This is a genomic window from Verrucosispora sp. WMMD573, assembly GCF_027497175.1.
Taxonomy (GTDB): domain Bacteria; phylum Actinomycetota; class Actinomycetes; order Mycobacteriales; family Micromonosporaceae; genus Micromonospora.
The window spans coordinates 6,376,702-6,402,888 of sequence record NZ_CP114901.1; the positions used below are offsets into that span (position 1 = coordinate 6,376,702).

The following is a 26,187-nucleotide window of genomic DNA, read 5'->3' on the forward strand; positions in this document are numbered from 1 at the left end:
TGTCAGAACCCGAGCTTGAGGTAGTCGCTCGCGTTCTCCTTGGTGATCGTTTCGGAGGCGAGGACGATCTCCTTGGGAACCTGGAGTTCCACCAGGTCGGACATGCCCCTGCCCTGGCCGATGAGACGGGCCAGCGAGATCGCCGAGGACGCCATCGACGGGCTGTAGGTCACCGTGGCCTTCAGCACCGTGTTGTCGGCCTGGATGTCCTCCATCGCCTTCTTCGAGCCGGCGCCGCCGACCATGAAGAACTCGCTGCGGTTGGCCTGGCTGATCGCGGCCAGCACACCGATGCCCTGGTCGTCGTCGTGGTTCCAGAGAGCGTCGATCTTCGGCTCGGCCTGCAGCAGCTGGGCCGCCTCCCGCTGACCGGTGTCCACAGTGAATTCCGCCGCCCGACGGTTGGCCACCCGCAGACCGTGCTGGGCCAGGGTGTCGGCGAAGCCCTTCGACCGCTCCTGGGTCAGCTCCAGCGAGTCGATGCCGGCGATCTCGGTGATCACCGGGTTGCTGACCCCCTTGGCCTTGAGCTGCTCGGCGATGAAGGTGGCCGCGGAGACGCCCATACCGTAGTTGTCGCCCTTGATCTGCAACCGGTACGCCTTGGCGTCGGGGAAGGCCCGGTCCAGGTTGACCACCGGGATGCCGGCCTGCATCGCCTCCAGCCCGAACGAGTTGAGCTCCTTGCCGTCGTGCGGCAGCAGCACGATCACGTCGGGCCGCTGGGAGATCAGGGTGGACAGCGCCGCCCGCTGGGCCGCCGCGTCCGCACCCGCCTCGACGATGTTGAAGTTCACGTCGGAATACGCGGCGGCCTGCGCCTTCGCGTTGTTGGTGATCGCGGCGATCCAGCCGTGATCCGCGGCCGGTGCGGAGAAGCCGATGGTCACCTCCTGGCCGGGCTCGGCGTTGGCGTTGCCGTCGGCCGCCTTGGTCTGCGCCTCGGTCGGCGACTGCTCGTTGCTGGTACAACCGGCGAGCAGTACGCCGGCGCCGACGGCCGCCCCGCCGAAGAGCAGCCGGCGCCGCGACATGTCGCGACTGTGCTGGGTCATGACGACCTCCTGGTTATTCACTGGTAAGGATTTTGGGTGTACGAGGCCCGGCCACCGTCGATTGCGCGGGTGGCCCGGATGCAGTGGTGCTCAGCTCGTGGTGAGCCGGTTGCGACGGAAGAACTGCGAGAGGGTGCCGAACTGGATCTGCTGGATCAGGACGGCGGCGACGATGATGCCGCCCTTGACCATGTTCTGCGCCTCCGTGGAGAGGCCGTTGATGGCGAAGAGGTTGGTGATGGTGGCGAAGATGATCACGCCGAGCAGGGAGCCGATGATGGTGCCCCGCCCGCCGCTGAGCAGCGTGCCGCCGATGATCACGGCGGCGATCGCGTCCAGCTCGTAGAGGTTCGCCATCGCTGCCTGGGCCGAGGTGGCCTGGGCGGTGAGCATGATGGCGGCGATGCCGCAGCACAGGCCGGACAGCGCGTACAGCAACAGGGTGTGCAGCCGGACGTTGATGCCGGCCAGGCGGGCGGCTTCGGGGTTGCCGCCGACGGCGACGGTGCGCCGCCCGAACGTGGTGCGGTTCAGCAGCACCCAGCCCGCGGCCACCACGGCGGCCAGGATGTAGACCAGCAGCGGAATGCCGAGCAGATCGGTGCTGGCGATGCCGTTGATGGTGCTGTTCTGCGAGATCTGGGTCTGCTTCTGGGAGATCTCGGCGGCCAGTCCCCGAGCGGCGACGAGCATGGCCAGCGTCGCGATGAACGGCACCAGCCGCCCGTACGCGATGAGCGTCCCGTTGACCAGGCCGACCGCCAACCCGACGATGATCGCGGTGAAGATCATCCCGCCGGCGCCGAAGCTCTGGGTCGCCACCGTGGTGCACCAGACCCCGGCCAGCGCCACGATCGCCCCGACCGAGAGATCGATACCACCCCCGATGATCACGAAGGTCATCCCGACGGTGACCACGCCGACCACCGAGGCGAGCTTGAGGATGCTGAGCATGTTCGCCCACACCCAGTCCGGGTTGGAGTACAGGTCCCACCGGGTGGCCGCACCGATCACGAAGAGTGCCAGCAGCACCCCGATCAGGGCGAGGTTCCGCTTGGCGCCCTCACCGCCGTCGCCGTGCCACCAGGAGAGCCCGCCGGTGGGGCCCGCCGTGGCGTGTCCCGCCGCCTCGGTCTCGGCCGGGTCCACCGGTGGCGACTGCGCCGGCAGCTTAGTCGTGGGCGGACTATCGGTCATGCCGCTGCGCCTTCCATCAGGGACCCCGCCATCACGAGGTCGAGCACCGTGGGTTCGTCGAGTTCGTCGGCGGGGGCGGTCCGGACGACCCGCCCTTCCCGCATCACCAGCACCCGGTCGGCCAGACCGAGCACCTCGGGCACCTCGCTGGAGACCAGCAGCACTCCGACCCCCTGGGCCGCGAGCTGCCGGATCACCTGGTACAACTCGGCCCGGGCACCGACGTCCACCCCCCGGGTGGGCTCGTCGAGCAGCAGCAGCTTCGTGTCGCCGAGCAGCCAGCGACCGACCACCACCTTCTGCTGGTTGCCGCCGGAGAGCGTGCGTACCGCCCGGCGGACGTCGCGCGGGCGCATCTCCAGGCTCTCGGCGATCCGGTCGGCCTCCGTCCGCTCCCGACCCATGTCGGTGAACCCGAAGCGGGCGTAGCGAGCGAAGGTGGCGAGGGTGACGTTGCGGTAGATCGGCTCACCGAGCAGCAGCGCCTGACTCTTGCGCTCCTCGGGAGCCATGCCCATGCCGGCCTTGACCGCCGCGCCGACGCTGCCGGGTCGCAGTGCCCGGCCGGCCATCCGCACCGAACCGGTCTCGGCCGCCCGCGCTCCGTAGATCGTCTCCAGTAGTTCGGAGCGGCCCGAGCCGACCAGGCCCGCGATGCCGACGATCTCTCCCGCTCGGACGGTGAGTGACACGTCGACGAACTCGCCGTGGCGGGTCAACCCGTCGACCTGGAGCAGTTCGTCACCGACCACGGTGTCGGCGGGGCGGTCCGGGAAGACGTACTCGATGTCGCGGCCGGTCATCCGGGAAACCAGGTCGCTGGTCGGGGTCGCGCGGGCCGGCAGGTTCGCCGCCGTGGTCCGGCCGTCCTTGAGTACGGTCACCCGGTCGCCGATCTCGCGGATCTCCTCCAACCGGTGCGAGATGTAGATGACCGCGATGCCCTGGGCGGTGAGTTCGCGGATGATCCGGAAGAGGTTCTCCACCTCGTCGTGGGCGAGCACGGCGCTCGGCTCGTCCATGATGATCAGTCTGGCCTCGTGGGACAGCGCCCGGGCCATGCTGACCACCTGCTTGCCGGCCGCCGGCAGTGCCCGCACCATCCGGTTGGGTGGGATCTCGGCGTGACCGAGCCGGCCGAGGATCTGGCGCGTCCGATTGGCCATGTGGCGCCGGCGGATGAACCCGAGCCGACGGGGCTCGTGCCCCAGGAAGGCGTTCTCCGCCACCGACAGGTCGTCGACCAGGTCTAGTTCCTGGTAGATGGTGGCGATCCCGGCGCGCATCGCGGCCTGCGGATTGGCGAAGGTGACCCGCTCGCCGCGCCACTCGACCTGGCCCGAGTCCGGCCGGTGCACCCCGGCGAGAACCTTGATCAAGGTGGACTTGCCGGCACCGTTCTGCCCGAGCAGGCAGTGCACCTCGCCCGCGCGGACCTCCAGTTGCACGCCGTCCAGGGCGCGTACGCCCGGGAAGGTCTTGACCACGTCGGTCAGGCGCAGCACCACCTCGCCCTCGCCGGTGGTCGTCGCGACCGGCGTGCCGCCGGTCGAGCTTGCCACGTCGTGCTCGGTCATGCCGCCTCCCCGAAGGCCAGGTCGCTGGCGAGCACCGCGGCGCCGGCCACGCCGGCCCGCGGGCCGAGCTCGGAGAGCACCACCGGCAGGTTCCCGGTGGCCAGCGGCAGCGAGCGGCGGTACACGACACTGCGGATCTCGGCGAGCAGGATGTGTCCGAGTTGGGCGAGTCCACCGCCGATCACGATCATCGAAGGGTTGGTGAAGCTGACCAGCCCGGCGAGCACTCCGCCGACCCGACGTCCCCCCTCGCGGATGAGCTGGATGCAGGTCACGTCCCCTTCGAGCGCGCCGGCGGCGACATCGAGAGCGCTGACCGAACCGTTCGCGTCCAACCGTTCGGCCAGAGCGGGTGAGGTGCCGGCCCTGGCCGCGGCGGTGGCGTCCTTGGCCAGGGCCGCTCCGCTGAAGAGCGCCTCCAGGCAGCCGGCGTTGCCACAGGAGCAGATCGGCCCCTGCTGATCGACCTGGATGTGGCCGATGTCGCCGGCACACCCGTCGGTGCCCCGGTAGACGTCGCCGCTGAGGTATATCCCGCAGCCGATGCCGGTGCCGATCTTGACGAAGAGGAAGTCGTCGACCGAGTGGGCCACCCCGCCGTGCCGCTCGCCGATGGCCATGATGTTCACGTCGTTGTCGACCACCGCCGGGCATCCGTGCTCGCGGGTGAGCAGCTCCCGGACGGGGAAGCGATCCCAGCCGGGCATGATCGGCGGTGAGACCGGTACTCCGTCGCGGAAGCTGACCGGGCCGGGCACCCCGACGCCGACCGCGTCGAGTCGCTCGTAGACCCCGTCGACCTGGGCCTTGTGCAGCAGCTCGTTGACGCGCTGGAGGATCACCTTCGGGCCGGACCGGATGTCGGCCGTCTCCGCGTACGCCGCCACCGGCTCCAGCCGGCCGTTGACGACCTCCACGTCGATCGAGCTGGCGCCCAGGTCGACGGCCGCGAAACGCAGTTCGGGGCTCAGTTCGACAAGCGTCGACCGCCGCCCGCCCCGGGAGGCCGCCTTGCCCGCCTCCGCCACATAGCCGAGGGCGACCAACCGTTCCAGTTCGGCGAGCAGCCGGGGCCGGGGCATCTCCAGGCGGTCGGCGAGTTCGGCCCGCGACAGCGCTCCCTCGTCGCGTAACAACCGCAACAACCGGACGTGCAGGGGGTCGGCGTTGGGCACGGGCTCACCTCTCCCACCGGGGGCGTTCACATCGACGAAATGCCGACGTGTGGTGCCCGACACAGTAGGAGGCTTCAGTGCGCCCTGTCCAGACCTTAGAACCAATCTGTGCCCAACTTTTGCTGGATCTAGCAAAAGCTACCGTCCCGGCTGGCACCGGTCAGGGACTACAACGACCCTCAGCCGGCACGCTCGCCACCACCCTTCGAGCGCAGCTTGCGGTCGTCGCGCAACTCGACGTAGGGCTCCCGATCGACCGGCCGGAGGCCGCCATTGATCGCCCGCGCACGCGCCAGCTCGGCGTCGAGTTCCGCACCGAGCAGAATCGCGATGTTGCTCAGCCAGAGCCAGACCAGGAAGATGATCACCCCGGCGAGCGCCCCGTAGGTCTTGTTGTACGAGCCGAAGTTGCCGACGTAGAAGGCGAACAGACCGGAGACCAGCAGCCAGATCAGCACCGCCAGCACCCCACCGGGGCTCACCCAGCGGAAGCCGCCCTGGCGCGCGTTCGGCGACGCCCAGAAGAGGATGGCGAACATCAGGCTGACCAGGACCAGCAGCACCGGCCACTTGGCGATGTCCCACACCGCCACGGCCGTGCCTCCCACCCCCAGCGCCGCGCCGACCTCCTCGGCGAAGCGGCCGGTGAAGACCACGATCACCGCGCTGGCCAGCAGCATCACGCCGATCACCGCGGTCACCCCTACCCGGATCGGCAGGGTCTTCCAGATCGGTCGGCCCTCCGGCACGTCGTAGATCGCGTTGGAGGCGCGCATGAAAGCGGCGACGTAGCCGGAGGCGGACCAGAAGGCGGCGAGCAGACCGATGATCGCGGCGATACCGGCCAACCCGCCGCTCCGATGCGCCTGTTCGATCGCGGCGTCGAGGATCTCGCGGATGTTCTGCTCGGGCACCGATTCCGCGACGGTGTCGCGTACCGTCCGGGTGGCCGCCGGGCCCAGCAGGCCCAGCAGCGAGACCAGCACCAGCAGGCCCGGGAAGATGGAGAGCACGCCATAGTAGGTGAGTGCCGCGGCCCGGTCGGTCAGGCCGTCGTCGCCGAATTCGCGCACCGTCCGGCGCGCCGCCGCCAACCACTCGCCGCGCGACAACCGGCCCGGATGCGCCGGCGCGTCACTCACCTGCTGCCCTACCGGCACCTCGTCGCGGTCGGCACCCGCCTCGCTCCGCCGCCCCTCGCGGTCGCCCGGCCGCTGGGCATCGGCGCGACCGGTGCCCGACTCGTTCCGCCGCTCCTCGGAGACGCGGTCCCGCCGCTCCGCACGGTCGCGGTCGACACCCGCCTCGTGCCGCCGCCCCTCGGGTGCGGGGTCGGCACCCGGGCCACGCCGGTCTGGACGGGAAGACTCCTCGGAGGCCATCGCCTCTCCCCTCGGCTCCGCTCACGGTGATCGTTGAGGTCACATGCCCAGCGACCGACGTGAAGTAACCCAGACAGTCGCGCCAGCCGACCCGGCTTCGCGTCGGCAGCCATCGGACGGTCGGCGACGCGGGCCGCCTCGGACGACCCCGAAGCCGCCCGGCGGGGCGTGAAACAGTCGACGCAGGCCCGGTCTCCTATGTACGGGAAATGCGCCAACGTGGCTTCCCACCGACGGGAGCGGGGCAAATGCGATCACTACGCGAATGGTCTGGCAGTGCCCGCCAGGGACCGACCAACAGGCTGGCCATTCACGCCGGTCGTACCGCATCGGTTTTCCGGTCGGTGCCGACCACCCGGCGACCCAGGCGGTTCGGTACGACACCTAACGTAGTCATGGATACGGAGAGTAGCCATCCGAGTCAATTTCTCTGCCGACCGACACGGTCGCGAGATGTCTGCTAACTCGACAATGCGGACAGTTCGCGCCACCCCGCCCGGCGACCTGGAACCTCTTATCGGCACGTCCGGGTCAATCATGAATGCGATTCTTAAATTCCCCTGTTACATGGGACGCGAAAGAATGTAAAGTCACGCAGCGAAGCGATGTTCGACTATGTCCCCCAACGTGGGGTCAATTCGCGTATCGTCCCCCCTCGTGTCGGCTATCCGATTCATCGAAGATTCCGGACCTGAGCGTCGCGGCGGACATAGCCGAGTCGCGGAGGCGGAGGCACCCGCCGTCGGGTCCGATCCCGTTCAGATCGATCCGACCGACCTCGCCGGGCGGTTCGAGGACGAGAAGCCGGGCCGGGTGCTGACCGGACCGGTCGCCCTCGCGCTGACCGCAGCCACCCTGGCGATCAGCCTGCTGGCCCTCTGGCAGGTGTTCCGGCCGCTGGCACAGGGCAGCAAGTACTACCTGATCTTCTTCCTGGCCGGCGTACTCCCGCTGGTCTTTCTCGCCTATCCGGCCGACCTGCGACTGCCGCGCCGCCTGCGGGCGCGCGCAGGTAGGGAACCGTCAGCGTCGGCATCCCGCCCGACCAGGCCCGCCCGGTCCGGGCCCAGCCGCGTCGACTGGCTGCTCGCCGCCGCGGCGCTGGCCGGCTGCCTGTACCCGGTGCTGCCGATCGCCCTGGCCGGCGGTGGTGGCGGCTACGACGCCTTCCTCGACCGGCAGGGGCTGCTGGTCGGGATGGACGTGGCGATGGGCACCGTCCTGCTGCTCCTGCTGCTGGAGGGCTGCCGACGCACCACCGGCTGGATCCTGCCCGCCGTCTGTCTGGTCTTCCTCGGCTACGGCTACTACGGCGGGCTGCTGCCGCAGACCTGGGCGGTGGCGCACGCCGGGCTGGACTTCGGACAGTTGGTCGACGCCTTCTACAACTCCGACAGCGGCTTCTACGGCACCCCGCTGGACGTGGCCGCCACGTACATCGTGCTGTTCACCATCTACGGGGCGGTGCTCGACCTCTCCGGCGCCGGCCGGTTCTTCGTGAACCTGTCCGCCGCGGCGTTCCGGCGCTCGCGCACCGCCGCCGGCCGTACGGCGGTGGCCTCCGGGTTCCTGCTCGGCACCGTCTCCGGCTCCGGGGCTGCCACCACCGTCAGCATCGGCGCGGTCACCTGGCCGATCCTGCGTCGCGCCGGGTATCCGGCGGAGCGGGCCGGCGGGATGCTCGCCGCCGCCGGGGTGGGCGCCATCTTGTCCCCACCGACGCTCGGCGCGGCAGCTTTCATCATCGCCGAGTACCTCGGCGTGTCCTACCTCCAGGTACTCGGCTGGGCGGTGGTGCCGACCGTCCTCTACTACCTCGGCATCGTGCTCTCGGTGGAGATCGACGCGCGCCGCTCCGGGGTACGGCCCGCGGCTCTCGCGGCCGGTTCCGCCTGGCGGCTGCTGGCCCGGTCCGGGTATCACTTCGCCTCCCTCTTCGCCATCGTCGGGTTGCTCGCCGTCGGGCTGTCGGCAACCCGGGCCGTGGTGCTGGCCACCGTCCTCGCGATCGCCCTGTCCTTCCTGGACCGGGCGGACCGGCTCAGCCCGGCCCGGCTGGTCGCCGCGCTCTCCAACGGCGTACGCGGAGTTCTCGCGGTCACCGTCGTCTGCGCGGCGGCCGGCGTCATCACCGCCACCACCACCAAGACCGGTCTCGGTCCGCAGGCCGCCGCGCTCCTGGTCGGCGCCGCGAGTGCGGTCAGCTCCGAGCCGGCCGTGGTGCTCGCGCTGACCGCGCTGCTCGCCGCCGTCGCGCTCAGCCTGCTCGGCCTGGCGGTCCCGGTGACCGCGTCGTTCGTGATCGGCTGGGTGATCATCGGGCCGGCCCTGCTGGACCTCGGGGTCAGCGCTCCCGCCGCCGCCATGTTCGTCTTCTACTTCGCGGTGCTGTCCGAGGTGTCGCCACCGACCGCGCTCGCCGCCGTCGCCGCCGCCGCGGTCACCGGCGGACGGCTGGTGCCGACCATGTGGCACACCCTGCGGTACGCGCTGCCGGCGTACCTGATTCCGCTGGCATTCGTGATCACCCCGACCGGGCTCGGCCTGCTCGGCATCGGCGGGCCCCGGCGCATCCTCGTCGCAGCCGTCGTCACGGCCCTCGGTGTCGCGGTGCTGGCAGTCGCGGCGGGCGGCTGGCTGCCCGGTGTCGGCCCGGCGGGCGCGGCGGAACGCGTCATCGGCGGGGCCGCCGGCCTGACGCTGCTCTGGCTGCAACCCGTGCCCGTCGCGATCGGTGCCGTGCTGGCCGGCGTCATGGCGGTGGGCGTGTTCATACGACGCGGATCCGCCGGTCCCTCCGGCGGAACGCGAGCCGGATCACCGGCATGACCCAGGAAGGAGTCACTGTGGGACGGATCAACGCGCGGCTCGTGGCCGGGGTGGGAGCCCTCACCCTCGTCGCCGCCGGCGCCGCCGGTTGCGGAGGCCGCCAGGACGCCGCGGCCACGGACGACACCGCTAGCGCCGTCACCTGTGAGGTGGCCGAGAACACCCGGGTGGGCATCGCCACCGGCAACGCCACCGGCGTCTACTACGTGGTCGGAAACGCCCTGGCCGGGCAGCTCTCGGACAGCACCGGCGGCCGGTTGACCGGCACCGCAGCCGAGACCGGAGCCTCGGTCCAGAACATCGAACAGCTCGTCGGTGGCCAGTACGACGTGGCCTTCTCGCTGTTCGACACGGCCGTCAACGCGGTGGAGGGCAAGGACAGCTTCAGCGCACCGCAGCCGGTCGAGGCGCTGGCCCGCATCTACGACAACTACACCCAGGTGGTCGTCCGGGCCGACTCGGGGATCAACTCGGTGGCCGACATGCGCGGCAAGAAGATCTCGACGGGCTCCCCCAAGTCCGGCACCGAGGTCATCGCGAACCGGCTGCTGGAGGCCGCCGGCCTGAACCCGGCCGCGGACGTGCAGGCCCAGCGGCTCGATCTCACCAAGACCGTGGAGGGAGTCAAGGACGGCACCGTCGACGGCTTCTTCTGGTCCGGCGGCCTGCCCACCGGCGGCCTGACCGACCTGTTCACCACCGCCGGCGACAAGGTCAAATTCATCGACATCACGCCGCTGCTGCCTAAGATGAGCGATCTGAACCCCGCGTACCAGGCCGGCACGATCGGCAAGGACGTGTACTCCACAGTGGCGGACACCCCGACCATCGTGGTCCCGAACGTGCTGCTCGTCCGCAACGACCTCGACGCCAACGTAGCCTGCGCCATCACCCGGACCGTGTTCGAGAAGAGGGACGCGCTGGCCCAGGCCAATCCCGCTGCCAAGGGCATCGCCCTGGACACCGCCCGCAAGACCGACCCGGTCGGTCTGCACCGGGGCGCGGCCAAGGCGTTGCAGGACCTCGGCGCGAGCTGACCGACGGCGGCCGGGCCGGAGTTCTGACACCCGGCCCGGCCGCCCCGACCTCGGGAGACCCCCGTGCCGCTGTCCTCGCTGGCCCGCGTACGCCGGCACAGCCGACCGTCCGGCCACACCGGCCGACTCTGGTCGGTGCGTACCCAACTGCTCGCACCGATCCTGATCGCCACCGCCGGCCTGCTCGTGCTGGGGGCCATCCAGACCGGTGACGCCCTGGCCGCCTCCACCGACGCCGAACGGGCCCGGGTGCTGGCCGGCACCGCCACCGCCACCGTCTCGCTGGTGCACGAGCTGGAGCGGGAACTCGGCGAGACGGCGGCGCTCCGCCAGCGCGGCGGGACCTCCGGCCGCCAGTTGGTCGACGCCCAACGGCGTCGGGTCGACGAGGCCAGCGAGCGCTACCGCACCGCCAGCTCCGACGCCCGCCGCACCGCGCCGGACCTCGGCCACGACCTCGACGGCGTGACCGAACACCTCGACCAGCTCGACGAGGCCCGGATAGCCGCGCTCACCACCGACAATGCCGACGGGATGTACGTGGCACTTGTGGAGTCGCTGCTCGCTGTCGCCGACGCGCTTCCCGCCCAGCTACGCGACCCCGAACTGGCCAACCGCGCCCGTGAGGTGGCCGCCGTCGCGGCCCAGGAACACCTGGCGTCGCTGGAACGTGACCTGCTCCGGGCCATCTTCGTCCGAGGTGAGCTGGTCGAGGGCGAACTCGCCCGGCTGGGCCGGCTGCGCGGCGCGCAGGAGCAGCGGCAGGCCGAGTTCTCCCGGATCGCCGGGGAACGCGCCACCGACGCGTACACCCGTCTGATCGCCGGCGGCGACGTCTCCACCGCCCGGCGGATGCGCGACAGCGCATTGAACGCCGACGCCGAGCCGACCGCGCTGCCCGCCGACGGAGACGCCTGGTACGTCGCCCAGAGCGGTGCCATCCGCCGGTTCAACCTGCTCGGCCGGGAGCTTTCCGACGAGCTGGACCAGCGCGCCGCCGAGTTGGCGACGGACGCCCGGCAACGGGCATTGGTCACCGGCGGCGCCAGCGCCGGTCTGGCGCTGGTCTCGCTGACCAGCGCCGCGTTGCTGGCGGTACGCACCAGCCGCCGGCTGCGCCGGTTGCGGGTGGCGGCGCTGACCATGGCACATCGGGAACTGCCCGAGCGGATCACCGCCATCGCCGCCGGCGACAGTGGCCCGACGGAGGGCGCCGCCTCGCAACTCACGGCGGGAATCAGCCGTGGACGCGACGAGATCGCGCAGGTGGCCGAAGCGTTCGACACCGTCAACCGGGCCGCACTGCGGCTCGCCGGTACGCAGGCCGAGCTGCGGATGGACGTGACCCGGATGGTCGAGGCGCTGGCCCGTCGGATCCGTACGCTGATCACCCGGCAGCTGCGGCTGCTCGACGAGTTCGAGCAGGAGGAGACGGATCCGGACGCGTTGGCCCGCCTCTTCGCCCTCGACCATCTCGCCGCCCGGATGCGGCGCAACGGGGAGAACCTGCTGGTCCTGGCCGGCGGCGAGCCCGGACGTTCGCAGGACGGGCCGCATCTGGTGGCCGACGTCGTACGCGGTGCCGCCTCCGAGATCGAGGAGTACGCCCGGGTCGAGATCGACGTGCCCACCACCGGTGTGCACGGGTCGGCGGTCGGCAACCTGGTGCACCTGCTGGCCGAGCTGCTGGAGAACGCCACCTCGTACTCCCCGCCGCACACCCCGGTGCAGGTGGACGGTCGACGCACCGTCGACGGGCTGACCCTGCGCGTACACGACCAGGGCATCGGCATCGGCGAGAACCGGCTGGCCGAGATCAACGAGAGGCTGCGCGCCCCGGCCGCGTTGTCCAGCGCGGCGGCCGGCAGCATGGGCCTGCACGTGGTGGCGCACCTGGCCGCCCGGCACGGCATTCAGGTGCGGCTGCACAGCGCCGGTGCCGGGACGGTCGCCCAGGTGGACGTACCGGAGTCGCTGCTGACCCGGATGGAGCAGCTCACCGGCCGTCCCAACGCCGTCGGGAGGCCGGCGCCCCCGGCCGTGGACGCCTGGTTCCGGCAGCGGGGCGCTCCGGCGGCGGTGGGTGCCGCAGCAGACCGGTTCGACGTGCACCGCGCCCCGACGATGACGCTGCCGGTGGTGGGCAACGGCGCAGCGGCCTGGTCACCCGACCAGCCCGGTCAACCGCACTACCGACCGCCCGCACAGCCCGTCGGCGTCACGCCGGACGGGCCGCCCGCGTCGGCCAACGGCGCGCCGGCCTGGCGACCCGGCGTCCGTCCCGAGGAAGCCACCGCGGCCGGCCTGCCCCGGCGGGTACGCGGCGGCGACCTTCAGTCCGAACTGCACGACGTGCCGCCGCCGCAGGCCGCGCCGGACCTGCTCGACCCCGAGGTGGTACGGGCCCGGCTGTCCGCTCTCTCCGCCGGGGTGGCCCACGCGATGCGACGTAACCAGCAGACGAACGGGAGAACCTAGATGATGCCCAACGGCAGCCCCGGCCTCGACTGGCTCCTGGCGAACTTCGCCGAGCAGGTACCGGACGTGTCGCACGCCCTCGCCGTCTCCGGGGATGGGCTGCGGCTGGCGGCCTCTCCGCACCTCTCGACCGACCAGGCGGACCAGCTCGCCGCCGTGATCAGCGGCCTGGCCAGCCTGACCGTCGGCGCCGCCCGGCTGATGTCCGCCGGCCGGGTCCGACAGCAGATCGTGGACATGGACGGCGGCGTGCTGCTGGTGATGGCGGTCGGTGACCGCGCCCTGCTCGGCGTGCTGGCCGCCGCCGGATGCGACCTGGGCCAGATCGGGTACGAAACGGCGACGCTGGTCCAGCGGGTCGCCGAGGCGCTCGAACCGGCGGCCCGGACCTGGGCGGACCACCCCGGCGGGGTGCCGGCATGAACGGACCGCAGGTGTCGCCGGATCGCACCACGGTCACCGACACGACCCGGCCCGCCGGGCGGACCGACGCGGGCGGGCGGGGTCGTGCAGCCGCTCGACGTCCTCCCGCCCGGGGACGGCGGCACGGCCTGCTTGGCAGTGGCCGGTGCCGGCGATTGGTGGCGGCGCTGCTGGCGGTCGCGCTTCTCAGCGCCTGCGGTGCCGAGCGCGCCCCGGAGGCTCGGCCCTGGCACGACGGGCGCATCTTCCTCGCCACCGGCAACACCACAGGGGTCTACTACCAGCTCGGCGGCGGCTACGCCGATGTGATCAGCCGCCACCTGCCCGGCTACGAGGCCCGGGCGGAACCGACAGGCGCCTCCGTCGAGAACATCACCCGGCTGGTCGACGGCGACATGGAGATCGCTTTCAGCCTCGCCGACACGGCGGCGGACGCCACCGCCGGCCGTGGCGCCTTCGAGGGGCGTCCGCAGCCGGTCCGGGCGCTGGCCCGGGTCTACAGCAACTACACCCACGTGATCGTCCGCGCCGACGCGCAGATCGCCAACCTCGCGGGACTGCGCGGTAAACGGGTCTCCACCGGCTCACCGAAGTCCGGCACCGACGTCATCGCCGGTCGGCTGCTCACCGCCGCCGGGCTGGACCCGGAGCGGGACGTACGCCGAGCCCGGGTCTCGCTGCCGGAGACGGTGGCCCGGATGCGCGGCGGCACGCTCGACGCCATGTTCTTCTCCGGCGGGCTACCCACGCCGGGCATCGCCGACCTGCTCACCAACGCCCCGGACCGGTTCCGGCTGCTGCCGGTCGCCGACCTGATCGAGCCGCTGAGCGCCACGCACGGCTCGGTCTACACCACTGCCGAACTGCCCCGCGACACCTACGACACCCCCTCGGGCACCCCCACCGTGACGGTCCCGAACGTGATCCTGGTCAGCGCGGAGATGCCCGACGATCTGGCGTACGACCTGACCCGCCTGCTCTTCACCTACCAGGCCGACCTGTCCGTGGCGCACCCCGAGGCACGCAACTTCGACCGTGAATCCGCCGCCACCACCGACCCCATCCCCCTGCACCCCGGCGCCGCCCGCTACTACCAGGGCGGCTGACCACCCGCTACAGAGCCCTCCCCGCACCCCCGCTCCCACACCACCTTTCCCCTCCCCTTCCCCCTTCCCCTTCCCCGCTTCCCCGCTTCCCGCTCCCCGCTCCCCGCTCCCCGCTCCCCGCTCCTGAGATCTTGGACAGTTCCCGTTACGCGCTAACGGGAACTGTCCAAGTCACCCGGTCTTTCGGGACGCCTCGCAGGCGTGAAAATGGTGGGTAGGTCGCCCGCCGACGTCGTGAGATCTTGGCCTGTTTGAGGCCGTGTCCAAGTCTGACGCCGGGGCCCGGACCTGAAGGGTCACGCACTGTTGCTTCGAGCACGCCGGTCAGATTTTCGGTTCCCGACCGAGGCCCCCGGGCGACCGCCTTTCATATCGATTGCGCGGTGAGTGAGGGGGTGTGGGTGAGGATGCGTGGAGTGCCCGAGGAGATTGCGGACGCGGAGTCTGAGCAGGTCCTGGCGCGGGTGTGCGCGGTCGACGTGGCCAAGGAGTCGGGGATGGTGTGCACCCGCGGGTCTGGTCCGAGCGGGCGGCGTGTCAGCCGGGTGTGGCAGGTGGCGGCGACCACGAAGGCGGTCAGTGACCTTGCGGGGAATCTGGTGGCGGCGGGGGTGGAGAAGGTCACTGTGGAGAGCACGTCGGACTACTGGCGGATCTGGTTTTACCTGTTCGAAGCTGCCGGGTTTGATGTGCAACTGGTCAACGCCCGTGACGTCAAGAACGTGCCCGGGCGGGCGAAGACCGACAAGCTGGACGCGGTGTGGTTGGCCAAACTCACCGAGAAGGGCCTGTTACGGCCGTCGTTCGTGCCCCCGGCGCCGGTGCGGGTGTTACGCGATTACACCCGGATGCGGGTGGATCTGGTCCGGGACCGCACCCGTTACTGGTCGAGGTTGGAGAAACTCCTCGAAGATGCCCTGATCAAGGTCTCGTCGGTGGCGTCGACCCTGAAGACGGTCTCGACGCGGGACATGGTCGAGGCGTTGATCGCCGGCCAACGTGATCCGCAGGCCCTCGCCGGCCTGGCCCGTGGCCGGATGCGCGGCAAACACACCGCCCTGATCGAGGCACTCACCGGCCGGTTCGACGCCCATCACGGTGAGCTGGCCCGGATCCTGCTCGACCAGATCGACCGCCTCGACGCCGAGATCGCGAAGCTCACCACACGGATCGGGCAGTTGCTCGACGACATCGATCCACCCTCCCCCGACGGGGACATCCCGCGGCCAGACGCCCGCACACGGCTGGCCGAGATCCCGGGAATCAGCACCGAGTCCGCACAACTGATCATCGCCGAGATCGGCCTGGACATGACACGGTTCCCCACCGCCGGACACCTGGTGTCCTGGGCGAAACTATGCCCACGCACCATCCAGTCCGGCACCACCCACACCCCGGGCAAGACCGGCAAAGGCAACCCCTACCTCAAAGGCGCACTCGGTATCGCCGCCGCCAGCGCCGCCCGCGGCAAGACAACGTTCCTGTCCGAACGCTACCGACGCGTGGTCAAACGCCGAGGCAAAGGCAAAGCCCTCGTCGCCGTCGCCCGATCCATACTCGTGACCATCTGGCACCTGCTGGCCAACCCCACCACCCGTTTCCACGACCTCGGCGCGGACTACCACGACCGCCGCGTCAACACCACCCGCAAGATCAACAGCCTGATCCGGCAACTCGAAGCCCTCGGCCACACCATCACCCTGCAACCAACCACCTGACCCACACCCACCCCAACCCCAGCCAATCGACACAAGGCCAGTCCCGCACGCCCCAAACCCGCCGCGGTACAGGTCATTTACCGGTCAGATTGACCAGTTAGGACGGTCACCGCAGGCCGTCCGGGCCGCGGGGGCGGGGACGCCGGGGCGGGGGCGGGGGCGGGAAGGGACCACGGCGCCCCCTCCACCTCGTCGGAGGCTTCATGCGAATCAGGTCCTGGCGATGCCGGCCCCCGGCGCAACCCGCGCCGCTCCCCCAACGCAAGCGGAACACCAGGCGCCTGCCACCGGCCCTTTGGCAGCAGCTGACCAGCCAGACCATGTCGGCACTCCTGATGCTCGACACGCCGACCAGAGGGCACCTGGAGTGCCACAATCTTCGCTGCCCGCGCCGTCCCACCGGCCACGATTCGAAGGAGGCGGCGGCGGAAAAGTGAGCTACTCGTAGAGCAGGCGGCTCATCCGGCGGGAGGCGACCAGCAGGCCGGCTGCCAGGACCGCGAGCAGGTAGAACACGTCGATTGTCCAGCTCCAGCCACCTGTGTCGGCGGTCAGCCCACGGATCAGATGCACCGCCCGGTAGAGCGGAGTCACCTCCACCAGCCAGCGCAGCACCGTCGGATACGCCTCGGCGGGCACAAAGGTGCCGGAGAACAGGAACAGCACGAACTGCCCCGAGCTCATCAGGTCGAAATCCTGCCAGCTGCGCATGAACGTGGAGATGGCCATGCCGAGGGCGCCGAACGTGAAGCCGACCAGCACCGCCGCCGGGAACGCGGCGAGCGCGCTAACGGGCGTCGTCAGGTCCATCACCACCATCACCACGAGGAACGCGGCCGAGTACGCGCTGCCCCGCAGCATCGCCCAGGCCAGTTCGCCGAGGGCGATCTCGAACGGCTGCACCGGGGTGGCGATCACCCCGTCGTACAGCTTCATGTACTTCATCTTTCCGAAGAAGTTGAAGGTGGTCTCCGCCAGCGCGCCGGTCATCGCGGACGAGGCGAGCATGGCCGGGGCGACGAAGGCGGCGTACGAGACGACAGTGCCGCCGGGCAGCGTCAGGTCGCCGATCAGTGCCCCCACCCCGACGCCTATGGACAGCAGGTAGAGCAGTGGCTCGACGAAGCCGGAGACGAGCAGCAGCCAGTAGACGGACTTCAGGGCGGCGACGTTCCGTTCGGTGACCGACGCGGATCGCCGCGACGCGGCCGAGACGTCGACCAGCCGGGGCAGCACCAGACTGACCATGACCCCTCCTAGACGACGAGCCGGCGGGTGAAGACGCGGCGGGCGAGCAACCATCCTCCGGCCGCCCAGGCCGCCAGGTAGCACAGGTGGCCGGCGACCGACCACTGCGGGGCGACGCCGAGCACCGCCGCCCGGCACAGGTCCACGGCGTGCCAGAGCGGCGTGAGGTACGCGAGCCAGCGCAGCACCAGCGGCAGCGACTCGACCGGGAAGAACACCCCGGCGAACAGGGTCATCGGAATCACCGCGAAGCGGAACAGCATGGCGAGCCAACTGTCCGAGTCGACCGACGCCGCGTACGCGAAGGTGGGTGCGGCGACGGCCAGCGCGAGCAGTGCCGCCACCGGCACCGCCAGCACCGCCCACGGCGAGCGCAGCGCCCCCAGCACGCTGGTGACCAGGAGAAACGCGAGGACGGAGGTCAGCACCCGGAACAGCACGAACGCGAGGTGGCCGGCGAGGATGTCGGCCACCCGCAACGGCGACGAGCGCTGCCCGAGGTAAATCTTGCTCCACTGGAGGTTGCCGAACACCGGCCACGTCGACTCGCCGATCGCCACCTGCAACGCCGTCGAGGCGAGCAGCCCGCCGACGACCCATTCCAGGTAGGAGACGCCACCCACGCCCTGGTCGATGTACGCCCCGACGCCCACCCCGAACCCGAGCACGGTGAGCGTGGGCAGCAGGAAGGACGAGAAGGCGCCGGCCCGCCAGATACGCCGGTAACCCACCAGGCGGTATTCGAGCACCCGCAGCGCCGGCACCCGCGGCAGGGCGGGTCGGTCCCGGGTGAGTTGTGCCGTCACGGCGGCCCCTTCCAGCAGGTCCTGGCTCAGTCGACGAGGGTTCGGCCGGTGAGGTGCAGGAATACGTCCTCCAGGCTGCTGCGTCGGACCAGGACGTTTGTCGGGTGCAGACCGAGCGCGGCCACCTCGGCCACCGCCGCGTCACCGTCGGGCACGTAGACCAGGACCCGGTCGGGCAGCACCTCGACGCGTTCTCCCAGCGCGTCCAGCTTGCCGGCGAACGTCTCCTGCGACTCGGCGGCGAACCGCAGCTCGACCACTTCGCGGGTGGCATGCTGCTCGATGAGCGCGCGCGGCGACCCCTCGGCGACGATCTGGCCGCCGTCCATCACCACCAACCGGTCACAGAGCTGCTCGGCCTCGTCCATGTAGTGCGTGGTGAGCACCAGCGTGACGCCCTGCTGCTTGAGCCGGAACAGCCGCTCCCAGACCAGGTGCCGGGCCTGCGGGTCGAGGCCGGTGGTCGGCTCGTCGAGGAGCACGATGTCCGGCTCGTTGACAAGCGCGCGGGCGATGGTGAGCCGACGCTTCATGCCACCGGAGAGCGGCTCGACCTTGCTGTCCGCCCGGTCACCGAGCTGCACGAAATCCAGCAACTCGGTGGCCCGTGCTCGGGCCACCCGGCGTGAGATGCCGAAGTAGCGGGCGTACGTCGTCAGGTTTTCCCGGACGGTCAGCTCGGGGTCGAGATTGTCCAGCTGTGGACAGACGCCGAGCCGGGCCCGGATGGCCGGCCCGTCCCGCACCGGATCCATGCCCAGGATGCGCAGCTGCCCGCTGCTGGGCGGCGAGGTGCAGCCGACCATCCGCATGGTGGACGACTTGCCGGCACCGTTGGGGCCCAGGAAGCCGAACGCCTCACCGGCACGGACCTCCACGTCGATGCCGTCGACGGCAGTGAAGTCGCCAAACCGCTTCACCAGCCCCCGTGCCTGAATCAATGGTCGCCCCGTGATCACCCCCCGCACCCTAGACACCCGCTCCGACACTTCCCACCGCATTAACGCGCCGATCATGGAGTTGTGGCACCGAGCAAGCCGGACATTTGCCACTTTTCCGGTGCCACAAGTGCATGATCGCGGGGGCAGGGGGACGTCAGAGGTCGGCGGGGGTGGTGGCGGTGCGGGCGGACGCGACGAGGCGGTCGGTTTCGGTCAGGACGTCGGGGGCGTCGGTGGGGGTGCCGGGGTCGTAGTGGACCATCCAGGTCAGACCGTCGCTGCCGGGCACCCGGCGACCGACGACGCGGCCGGATCCGCCGGGCAGGGCGTGGTGCTGGGTGTACGCGACCGAGCGGGTCACCCGGGTGCGTACCTGGTGCGGCAGGTCACCCGGATCGAGCAGCAGGTACCGCTCGGCCGGCCGCTCGGCGACCACCAGGTAGCCGTCCCGCTCGGCGACCCGCTCGCCCGGGGTCACGGTCAGCTCCCGGCCGGACCAGACGGCCTTGACGATGTCGTGCCAACCGATCCGGTGCCCCCGGCCGGGCAGCCAGAGCCCAAGGTTGGTGGCGACCACCACCCCGTCGCCCTCACCGTTGCCGGCGGCGGCCCAGGCCAGCACCCGTTCGTCGCGCTCCAGTGGTGGCCGGTCGGCCGGTGGCAGCTTGGGCCGGCGGCGGAACAGTGGCATCCCTACAACCCTCCCGCCGCCTGCTCGCGCAGGGCACGGGCGTGCTGCTCCAACGAGAGCAGCTCACCGAAGGCGGCGAAGTACTCGTCCTTGTTGTTTACCGGATTGATCCGCTGGATCCGGGACTTCAGCTCCCGAATCCGGGCGGTGACCGACCCCCACTGCAACCGGGCCATGGTGATCGAGACGTAGCGGGGATCCGGCTCGCCGTCGATCCGCAGCGGTTCCACAGCCAGCTCACCGACCAGAGCCTGGGCGGCGAGATCGTCGCAGGCGTCGCGTACCGCTTCGATCCACACCGCGCCACCGGCCGCCGACGCGACGCCGCCGGCCGCGGCGACCGCGGCCCGGACGGCCACGTGCACCGGATGCCGGTAGTCGGTCGCCTCGACCGCGTCGAACATCGGACCGGCCAGCACCGGCTCCTGGAGGGCCAGCTTCAACGCCTCCCGCTCCACCATCGACTGCGGGCTGTCCACGCTCGGCTCGACCCGGGCGGTTCGGGCGGTTGGGCCGTCCGCCGGTCGTCCCGAGGCAGCGGTCAGCACCGCCCGCTGCACCGGTTCGATCTCCATGCCGAGGTCACCGGCGAGCTTGCGGACGTACTCCGGACGCTTCTCCCGGTCCTTGAGCTTGGCCACCAGGGGCGCGGCACGCCGCATCGCCTCGACCCGACCGTCGACGGTGTCCAGGTCGTACCGGCTGATCACGTGGCGCAGCGCGAAGTCGACAAGTGGCTCGCGGCGGGCGACCAGGTCACGCACGGCCAGGTCGCCCTTTGCCAGCCGCAGCTCGCACGGGTCCATGTTGTCGGGACTGACCGCGATGAAGGTACGCCCGACGAAACGCTGGTCGTCGTCGAAGGCGCGCAGCGCGGCCTTCTGCCCGGCCGCGTCCCCGTCGAAAGTGAAGATGATCTCGCCAGCGACGGCGTCGGTGTCCAGCAGCAGCCGACGCAGTACGCCGATGTGGTCGGCGCCGAAGGCGGTGCCGCAGGTCGCCACGGCGGTCGGTACGCCGGCCAGGTGACAGGCCATCACGTCGGTGTAGCCCTCGACCACCACCACCCGGCCCTGCTTGGCGATCTCCCGTTTGGCCTGGTCGATGCCGTAGAGCACGTGGGACTTCTTGTAGATCGGCGTCTCGGGGGTGTTCAGGTACTTCGGGCCGTCGTCGTCGGCGAAGAGCTTGCGCGCGCCGAAGCCGATCACGTCGCCGGTCAGGTCCCGGATCGGCCAGAGCAGCCGGCGGCGGAACCGGTCGATCAGGCTGCCCGAGCGGGCCGGGCGGGACAGCCCGGCGGTGACCAGCTCGTCGTGGCTGAAGCCACGCTGACGCAGATGCTTGGTCAGCAGGTCCCAGCCGTCGGGGGCGAAGCCGCAACCGTACCGCTGCGCGGCGGCCCGGTCGAAGCCGCGCTCGGCCAGGAACTCCCGGGCGGGGCGCGCGCCGGCCGTGGCCAACTGCGCGGTGTAGAACTCGACGGCGGCGGCGTGCGCGGCCACCAGCCGCTGCTTCTGTCCCTGCTGCGGGCGGTTGGGTCGAGGTGCGGACCGGTCGTCCTCCAGGTAGCGCAGTTGCAGGCCGGCGCGGGCGGCGAGCCGCTCCACCGCCTCGACGAAGCTGAGGTGCTCGGCGTCCATCAGGAACTTGATCGCGTCGCCGCCGGCGCCGCAGCCGAAGCAGTACCAGACGTTGCGGGCGGGCGAGACGTTGAACGACGGGCTCTTCTCGTCGTGGAAGGGGCAGAGCCCCTTGAGGTTGCCGCCGCCGGCCGACTTGAGCGTCACCGTGTCGGAGATGATCTCGGCGATGGACGTACGCTCGCGGACCAGCGCGATGTCCTCGTCCCGGATCCGCCCCGCCATGCCGCCACCTCCTCGACCTACATCCTGCCCTGCGCGCCCCGGGCGCGAGGAGGGGCCCCTCGTCGACGCCTCCGGTGTCCAATGGGCCGCCCACCCGGAACCGCCGAGCCGGTCGCCCGCACGCCGACGCCGCGCCGTTCCGGCGGAACGGCGCGGCGGGCGCGGCAGGCAGGCGGAGGGCGAGGACGGTCAGCGGGGGCGACGACGCAGGTACCGACGCACCGGCGGCGGGTCCTCTTCCTCGTACGACCGGGCGGCGCGCACCGCGTCGGCCAGTCCGTGCGGGCGGCTGCGCGTCGGCGCGGCCAGCAGCGGGTCACGGGCCATGTCCTTGACCAGAGCCACAGCCAGCCCGAGCATCACCACCACGAACGGCAACGCCACCATGATGGTGGCCTGTTGCAGCGCATCCAGCCCGCCGACGAGCAGCAGCACGGCGGCGACCGCGCCGATCAGGATTCCCCAGCTGACCACGACCAGCCGGTGCGGGCGCAGCGCGCCCCGGGAGGTCAGCGAGCCGAGCACCAGCGAGGCGGAGTCGGCGCTGGTGACGAAGTACAGCGCGATGAGCACCATGGCCAGCACACCGGTCAGCGCCGCCAGCGGCAGCGCGTCGAGCAGACCGAACAGCGCCTGCTCGCTGCTGGCGGAGGCGTCCGCCACCAGGTCCCGTACCCCGGTGGCCTGCACTCGCAGCGCGCTGCCGCCCATGATCGCGAACCAGACGGCGCTGGCTCCGCTGGGCACCAGGAGCACACCGATCAGGAACTGTCGCACGTTCCGGCCCCGGGAGATGCGGGCGATGAAGGTGCCGACGAACGGCGCCCAGGAGATCCACCACGCCCAGTAGAAGATCGTCCAGCCGCCCAGCCAGGCCGGGTCGGAGAACGCCCCGGTCCGGGTGGACATGAAGACGAGGTTGCTGAGGTAGTCGCCGATCGAGGCCGGCAGCACCTCAAGGGTGTAGATGGTCGGCCCGACCACGAAGACGAAGAGCATCAGCGCGACGGCCAGCACCACGTTGGTGGTGGAGAGCCACTTGATGCCCCGATGCAGGCCGGTGAAGGCGGAGATGACGAAGGCCAGCGTCAGTGCCCCGATCACCACCAGCTCCACCGCCGTGGAGTCCGGCACCCCGGCGACCAGGTCCAGGCCGGCGGCGACCTGGAGGGCGCCGAGCCCGAGGCTGGTCGCGGAGCCGAAGACGGTGGCGAAGACGGCCAGCAGGTCGATGATCTGGCCGACGGAACCGTCGGCGCGGTCGCCGATGAGCGGCCGGAACGCCGCCGAGATCCGGTTCTGCCGCCCCCGACGGAACGTCGAGTACGCCAGGGCCAGCGCCACCACCGCGTAGATCGCCCACGGGTGCAGGGTCCAGTGGAAGAGGGTGAACTGCATGGCCGCCGACGCCGCCTGCCCGGTCAGCGGCTCGACGCCGCTCGCCGGTGGCGGTGTGGCGTAGTGCTGGATGGGCTCGGCCACGGCGAAGAAGACCAGGCCGATGCCCATGCCGGCGCTGAACATCATGGCGATCCAGGCCAGCGTGCTGAACTCCGGCTCGTCGTCGTCCTTGCCGAGCCGGATCCGGCCGAACCGAGACAGCGCCAGCACCACCGCCAGCACCAGGAAGGCGTTGGCCGCCACCACGAAGAACCAGCCGAACGTGTCGATCACCCAGGCCAGGCCCGACTCGCCGACGCTCGCCAGCGAGTCACGGGCCAGCACCCCCCAGAGCACCACGGCAAGCACCCCGCCGACGCCCAAGCCCAGCACGATCGGATCGATCGCGCCGCCCTCACCGCCAGGTGCAGCGGTCTTCTCGTCCACCTGCTCGCTCATGGTCACCCCTGACCATCCTCCCGGTCCACTGCCGTCGTGCTCCGAAAATCCGGCTAATCGCACCCTCGGAGTCGACTTTCGGCCGTTCAGGGGCGCGTTGGGGTGCCACCTTGCCGGTTATCGGCTCGCTGGTCAACCAAGCGGCACGGGAACGCGGTCCTGTTCGTCCGCCTCGACCTGGCGGTTCCAGTCGGGCTTCGTGGCCCGCCAGCCCTCGTCGTCCAGGCCCTTTCGCCAGTAGCCGGAGATGGACAACCACTCGCGGGGCACCGACCGCTCCACCCGCAGCAACCGGCGCAACTGGCGGACGAAGGACGCCTCACCGTGCACGAAGGCGTGCACCGTGCCGGGCGGAAACTCCAGCTCACCCACCGCGGCCACCAACGCCTGACCCACTGGGCGTACGCCCCGGTGCAGCCAGGTCAGCCGCACCGCGCCAGCGCTGGGCAGCGGCTGCTCGTCGGCCGGGCCGTCGACCTCGACGAAGACGTACGCGGGCGCACCGACGGGCAGCCGGGCCAGGGCGGCGGCGATCGCCGGCAGGGCGCTCTCGTCGCCGACCAACAGGTGCCAGTCGGCCGCCGGGCTCGGCGCGTACGCCCCGCCCGGGCCCACGAACAGCACCTCGTCACCGGGGCGCAACGCCGCAGCCCACGGGCCGGCCAGCCCCTCGTCGCCGTGGTGCACCACATCGACGGTCAGTTCCCCCGCCGTCGGGTCCCAGGCGCGGACCGTGTACGCCCGCAGCCGGGGCCACTGCTCACGCGGCAGGTCGCGACGAATGGTGGCGAGATCGAGCGGACGCGGGTGGTCCACACCGGCGACCGGAAAGACGATCTTGATGTAGTGGTCGGTGAACTCGCCGACCGGCAGGCCAGCCAGTTCCTCCCCGCCGAGCACCAGCCGGACCACGTGTGGGGTGGGTCGCGAGGTGCGCAGTACGCGGGCGGAGGTGACCTTCTTCGAGCGATCCGTCATTCGGTTAGGCTAACCTAACTTCGGAGTGCCGTTCGACCTCCGGTCCGATGTCAGCTTCTGATCAAGCGATCACGCCAGGCCAGGGCGGCGGGGTCGGTCAGTGAGGCCACCTGGTCGATCACCACCCGCAGGCGGGCTTCGTCGTCAGGTGCGTCCCGCCACAGCGGAGCGAAGACCGGATCCAGCGCTGCCGGCGCCCGCGCGGCCAGCGTCGTCACGAGCCCGGCGATGATCTCCCGCTGCCGCTGGTAGCGGCCCTGCGCGCCGGGCCGACGCAGCACGTAGCGCAGAGCGATCCCCTTGAGCAGCGCGCACCGGGCCCGCAACGGCCGGGGTACGACGAGGTCGGCCGCGTACCGTCGGTGTGGTCCCGGGCCGAAGCGTTCGGTGGTGGCGGCGACGGCGGTCGCCACGAATCGACCGGTCAACACGCTGGTGGTGGCCTTGAGCGCGGCCTGGGCCCGATGGCTGCCGTCGTAGCCGGCCAACGGGGCGAGCACCGGATCGGCGAGCAGCCCGGTCAGGGTGTCGTCGAGGTAGTCGGGCGACTCGGTCGAGTAGACGGCGGCGACGTCGGCGCAGAGCGCGGCCCGCTCGTCCCGGTCGACGAGCAACGGCTCCAGCGTGAGGTAACCACCGTGGATGCCGTCCTCGACGTCGTGCACCGAGTACGCCACGTCGTCGGCCCAGTCCATCACCTGCGCCTCCAGGCACTGCCGCTCGCCGGTCGGGGAGCCCTGCCGCAGCCAGACGAAGGCGGGCAGATCGTCGGGGTACACCCCGAACTTGCGCCGGCCGGGCTGGCGGGTCCACGGGTACTTGCCGACCGCGTCCAGCGAGGCACGGGTCAGGTTCAACCCGGCGGACGTCCCGTCCGGGCCGTACACCTTGGCCTCCAGCCGGGCCAGCACCCGCAGCGTCTGGGCGTTGCCCTCGAATCCGCCGCAGTCGTCAGCCAGCTCGTCGAGCGCGGCCTCACCGTTGTGACCGAACGGCGGATGCCCGAGGTCGTGGGCCAGCCCGGCGGTGTCCACCACGTCCGGATCACAGCCCAGCCGGGCACCCATCTCCCGGGCGATCTGGGCCACCTCCAGCGAGTGGGTGAGCCGGGTACGCAGGAAGTCGTCGGTGCCGGCCGTGTGCACCTGGGTCTTCGCGGCCAGCCGGCGGAACGCCGCCGAGTGCAGCACCCGGGCCCGGTCCCGTTCGTACGGGGACCGGCCGTGCTCCGGATCCTTGACCGGCTCCGCGACCCGACGCGCCGCGTCCGGCTCACCGGACGCAGCGCTCAATCCCCACGCTGCCGCAGTACGCAGAACTCGTTGCCCTCCGGGTCGGCCAGCACCGTCCAGTCGTCGCCGTCCTGGCCGATGTCGACATGCCGGGCACCCATGTCGACCAACCGTTCCACCTCGGCTTCCCGGTCGGTCGGGCGCAGGTCGAGGTGCAGCCGGTTCTTGCGCTCCTTGACGCCGGCCACCGGCACGAACACGATGCCGGGCAACCGGTCCGCGCTCTGCCGGATCTCCACCTCGTCGGGCCGCTCCTCGATGACCTGGTACCCGAGCGCCTCGGCCCACCAGCGGGCCAGCCGCCCCGGGTCACGGGCGTCGACGGTCAGGCTCTCCCACACGGCGGTCATGCCGGCACCGCCACCGCGACACCGACAGCCTCCGACAACTCGGCACGCCATCCCATCCGGCCACCCCTTCGCGAAACGACGGTCCACGGGCGAAGTCAGGTTACGCCCGGGGCCCCGGTTCGGCGCACCCCCGACGTGTCCAGGGCGGGTCCACATCCTCCGATCAGACGAGAGTTGTCGCCCGATTGCCGACGGTA

At 71.0% G+C, this 26,187-nt stretch carries 20 protein-coding genes; 6 read left to right on the plus strand and 14 right to left on the minus strand.

Going from position 1 to position 26,187, the window contains the following annotated elements; genetic code table 11:
- Positions 1 to 2: 2 nt before the first annotated feature.
- The 5 genes from O7601_RS28890 to O7601_RS28910 all read right to left on the minus strand — a co-directional run bounded on the left by O7601_RS28890 (position 3) and on the right by O7601_RS28910 (position 6,386).
- Positions 3 to 1,055 carry a substrate-binding domain-containing protein gene (locus O7601_RS28890; protein ID WP_281564191.1) on the minus strand — a complete coding sequence of 351 codons (1,053 nt, stop codon included), beginning with the start codon at positions 1,053 to 1,055 and terminating at the stop codon, positions 3 to 5.
- A gap of 90 nt (positions 1,056 to 1,145) precedes the next feature.
- Positions 1,146 to 2,252 (minus strand): ABC transporter permease, encoded by a 1,107-nt coding sequence (locus O7601_RS28895; protein WP_281564192.1) that lies wholly within the window; start codon positions 2,250 to 2,252, stop codon positions 1,146 to 1,148.
- On the minus strand, positions 2,249 to 3,829 hold the full coding sequence (locus tag O7601_RS28900; RefSeq protein ID WP_281564193.1) for a sugar ABC transporter ATP-binding protein: 1,581 nt from the start codon (positions 3,827 to 3,829) through the stop codon (positions 2,249 to 2,251). Before O7601_RS28900 ends, O7601_RS28895 begins: the two co-directional genes overlap by 4 nt.
- On the minus strand, positions 3,826 to 5,004 hold the full coding sequence (locus tag O7601_RS28905) for an ROK family transcriptional regulator (protein WP_281564194.1): 1,179 nt from the start codon (positions 5,002 to 5,004) through the stop codon (positions 3,826 to 3,828). Before O7601_RS28905 ends, O7601_RS28900 begins: the two co-directional genes overlap by 4 nt.
- A gap of 179 nt (positions 5,005 to 5,183) precedes the next feature.
- Positions 5,184 to 6,386 carry a YihY/virulence factor BrkB family protein gene (locus tag O7601_RS28910; protein WP_281564195.1) on the minus strand — a complete coding sequence of 401 codons (1,203 nt, stop codon included), beginning with the start codon at positions 6,384 to 6,386 and terminating at the stop codon, positions 5,184 to 5,186.
- Positions 6,387 to 7,043: 657 nt separating this feature from the next.
- Here O7601_RS28910 and O7601_RS28915 point away from each other — a divergent pair.
- From O7601_RS28915 to O7601_RS28940, 6 genes are all read left to right on the plus strand, one after another.
- Positions 7,044 to 9,215, plus strand: a complete 2,172-nt coding sequence (locus O7601_RS28915; protein ID WP_281564196.1) for a TRAP transporter fused permease subunit — start codon at positions 7,044 to 7,046, stop codon at positions 9,213 to 9,215.
- Between the two features lie 17 nt (positions 9,216 to 9,232).
- A complete protein-coding gene (locus O7601_RS28920; RefSeq protein WP_281564197.1) occupies positions 9,233 to 10,252 on the plus strand; it encodes a TAXI family TRAP transporter solute-binding subunit in 1,020 nt (339 codons plus the stop codon).
- Between the two features lie 63 nt (positions 10,253 to 10,315).
- Positions 10,316 to 12,730, plus strand: coding sequence for a nitrate- and nitrite sensing domain-containing protein (locus tag O7601_RS28925; protein WP_281564198.1), 2,415 nt, complete (start codon positions 10,316 to 10,318; stop codon positions 12,728 to 12,730).
- Entirely contained in the window at positions 12,731 to 13,153 is a 423-nt protein-coding gene (locus O7601_RS28930) for a roadblock/LC7 domain-containing protein (protein WP_281564199.1), read from the plus strand. It begins immediately after the preceding gene.
- A complete protein-coding gene (locus tag O7601_RS28935) occupies positions 13,150 to 14,259 on the plus strand; it encodes a TAXI family TRAP transporter solute-binding subunit (RefSeq protein ID WP_281564200.1) in 1,110 nt (369 codons plus the stop codon). Before O7601_RS28930 ends, O7601_RS28935 begins: the two co-directional genes overlap by 4 nt.
- Positions 14,260 to 14,666: 407 nt before the next feature.
- Positions 14,667 to 15,977, plus strand: coding sequence for an IS110 family transposase (locus tag O7601_RS28940; protein ID WP_281567085.1), 1,311 nt, complete (start codon positions 14,667 to 14,669; stop codon positions 15,975 to 15,977).
- A 438-nt stretch (positions 15,978 to 16,415) separates the two neighbouring features.
- Here the strand turns inward: O7601_RS28940 and O7601_RS28945 are convergent, their stop codons facing one another.
- The 9 genes from O7601_RS28945 to O7601_RS28985 form a co-directional block, all read right to left on the minus strand.
- Positions 16,416 to 17,225, minus strand: a complete 810-nt coding sequence (locus O7601_RS28945; RefSeq protein WP_281564201.1) for an ABC transporter permease — start codon at positions 17,223 to 17,225, stop codon at positions 16,416 to 16,418.
- An 8-nt stretch (positions 17,226 to 17,233) separates the two neighbouring features.
- A complete protein-coding gene (locus O7601_RS28950) occupies positions 17,234 to 18,031 on the minus strand; it encodes an ABC transporter permease (protein WP_281564202.1) in 798 nt (265 codons plus the stop codon).
- Positions 18,032 to 18,057: 26 nt separating this feature from the next.
- The gene (locus tag O7601_RS28955; protein WP_281564203.1) at positions 18,058 to 18,990 is read right to left on the minus strand and encodes an ABC transporter ATP-binding protein; all 933 of its coding nucleotides are present in this window, start codon (positions 18,988 to 18,990) and stop codon (positions 18,058 to 18,060) included.
- A 136-nt stretch (positions 18,991 to 19,126) separates the two neighbouring features.
- On the minus strand, positions 19,127 to 19,663 hold the full coding sequence (locus tag O7601_RS28960; protein ID WP_281564204.1) for a hypothetical protein: 537 nt from the start codon (positions 19,661 to 19,663) through the stop codon (positions 19,127 to 19,129).
- Between the two features lie 2 nt (positions 19,664 to 19,665).
- Positions 19,666 to 21,531 carry a DNA primase gene (gene dnaG / locus O7601_RS28965; protein ID WP_281564205.1) on the minus strand — a complete coding sequence of 622 codons (1,866 nt, stop codon included), beginning with the start codon at positions 21,529 to 21,531 and terminating at the stop codon, positions 19,666 to 19,668.
- Positions 21,532 to 21,720: 189 nt separating this feature from the next.
- A complete protein-coding gene (locus O7601_RS28970) occupies positions 21,721 to 23,370 on the minus strand; it encodes a BCCT family transporter (RefSeq protein ID WP_281564206.1) in 1,650 nt (549 codons plus the stop codon).
- A 132-nt stretch (positions 23,371 to 23,502) separates the two neighbouring features.
- Complete coding sequence (locus O7601_RS28975) at positions 23,503 to 24,348, minus strand: siderophore-interacting protein (protein WP_281564207.1); 846 nt, start codon at positions 24,346 to 24,348, stop codon at positions 23,503 to 23,505.
- Between the two features lie 50 nt (positions 24,349 to 24,398).
- Positions 24,399 to 25,640 (minus strand): deoxyguanosinetriphosphate triphosphohydrolase, encoded by a 1,242-nt coding sequence (locus O7601_RS28980; RefSeq protein ID WP_281564208.1) that lies wholly within the window; start codon positions 25,638 to 25,640, stop codon positions 24,399 to 24,401.
- The gene (locus tag O7601_RS28985; protein ID WP_281564209.1) at positions 25,637 to 25,990 is read right to left on the minus strand and encodes a VOC family protein; all 354 of its coding nucleotides are present in this window, start codon (positions 25,988 to 25,990) and stop codon (positions 25,637 to 25,639) included. The genes O7601_RS28980 and O7601_RS28985 overlap by 4 nt, the downstream gene beginning before the upstream one ends.
- Positions 25,991 to 26,187 lie beyond the last annotated feature (197 nt).

Excerpts from the sequence above, each read along its gene's own strand:
- O7601_RS28890 (WP_281564191.1), bottom strand. The coding sequence starts at position 1,055 with ATGACCCAGCACAGTCGCGACATGTCGCGGCGCCGGCTGCTCTTCGGC.
- O7601_RS28895 (WP_281564192.1), bottom strand. The coding sequence starts at position 2,252 with ATGACCGATAGTCCGCCCACGACTAAGCTGCCGGCGCAGTCGCCACCG.
- O7601_RS28900 (WP_281564193.1), bottom strand. The coding sequence starts at position 3,829 with ATGACCGAGCACGACGTGGCAAGCTCGACCGGCGGCACGCCGGTCGCG.
- O7601_RS28910 (WP_281564195.1), bottom strand. The coding sequence starts at position 6,386 with ATGGCCTCCGAGGAGTCTTCCCGTCCAGACCGGCGTGGCCCGGGTGCC.
- O7601_RS28930 (WP_281564199.1), top strand. The coding sequence starts at position 12,731 with ATGATGCCCAACGGCAGCCCCGGCCTCGACTGGCTCCTGGCGAACTTC.
- O7601_RS28935 (WP_281564200.1), top strand. The coding sequence starts at position 13,150 with ATGAACGGACCGCAGGTGTCGCCGGATCGCACCACGGTCACCGACACG.
- O7601_RS28940 (WP_281567085.1), top strand. The coding sequence starts at position 14,667 with ATGCGTGGAGTGCCCGAGGAGATTGCGGACGCGGAGTCTGAGCAGGTC.
- O7601_RS28945 (WP_281564201.1), bottom strand. The coding sequence starts at position 17,225 with ATGGTCAGTCTGGTGCTGCCCCGGCTGGTCGACGTCTCGGCCGCGTCG.
- O7601_RS28960 (WP_281564204.1), bottom strand. The coding sequence starts at position 19,663 with ATGCCACTGTTCCGCCGCCGGCCCAAGCTGCCACCGGCCGACCGGCCA.
- dnaG (WP_281564205.1), bottom strand. The coding sequence starts at position 21,531 with ATGGCGGGGCGGATCCGGGACGAGGACATCGCGCTGGTCCGCGAGCGT.
- O7601_RS28970 (WP_281564206.1), bottom strand. The coding sequence starts at position 23,370 with ATGAGCGAGCAGGTGGACGAGAAGACCGCTGCACCTGGCGGTGAGGGC.
- O7601_RS28975 (WP_281564207.1), bottom strand. The coding sequence starts at position 24,348 with ATGACGGATCGCTCGAAGAAGGTCACCTCCGCCCGCGTACTGCGCACC.
- O7601_RS28985 (WP_281564209.1), bottom strand. The coding sequence starts at position 25,990 with ATGACCGCCGTGTGGGAGAGCCTGACCGTCGACGCCCGTGACCCGGGG.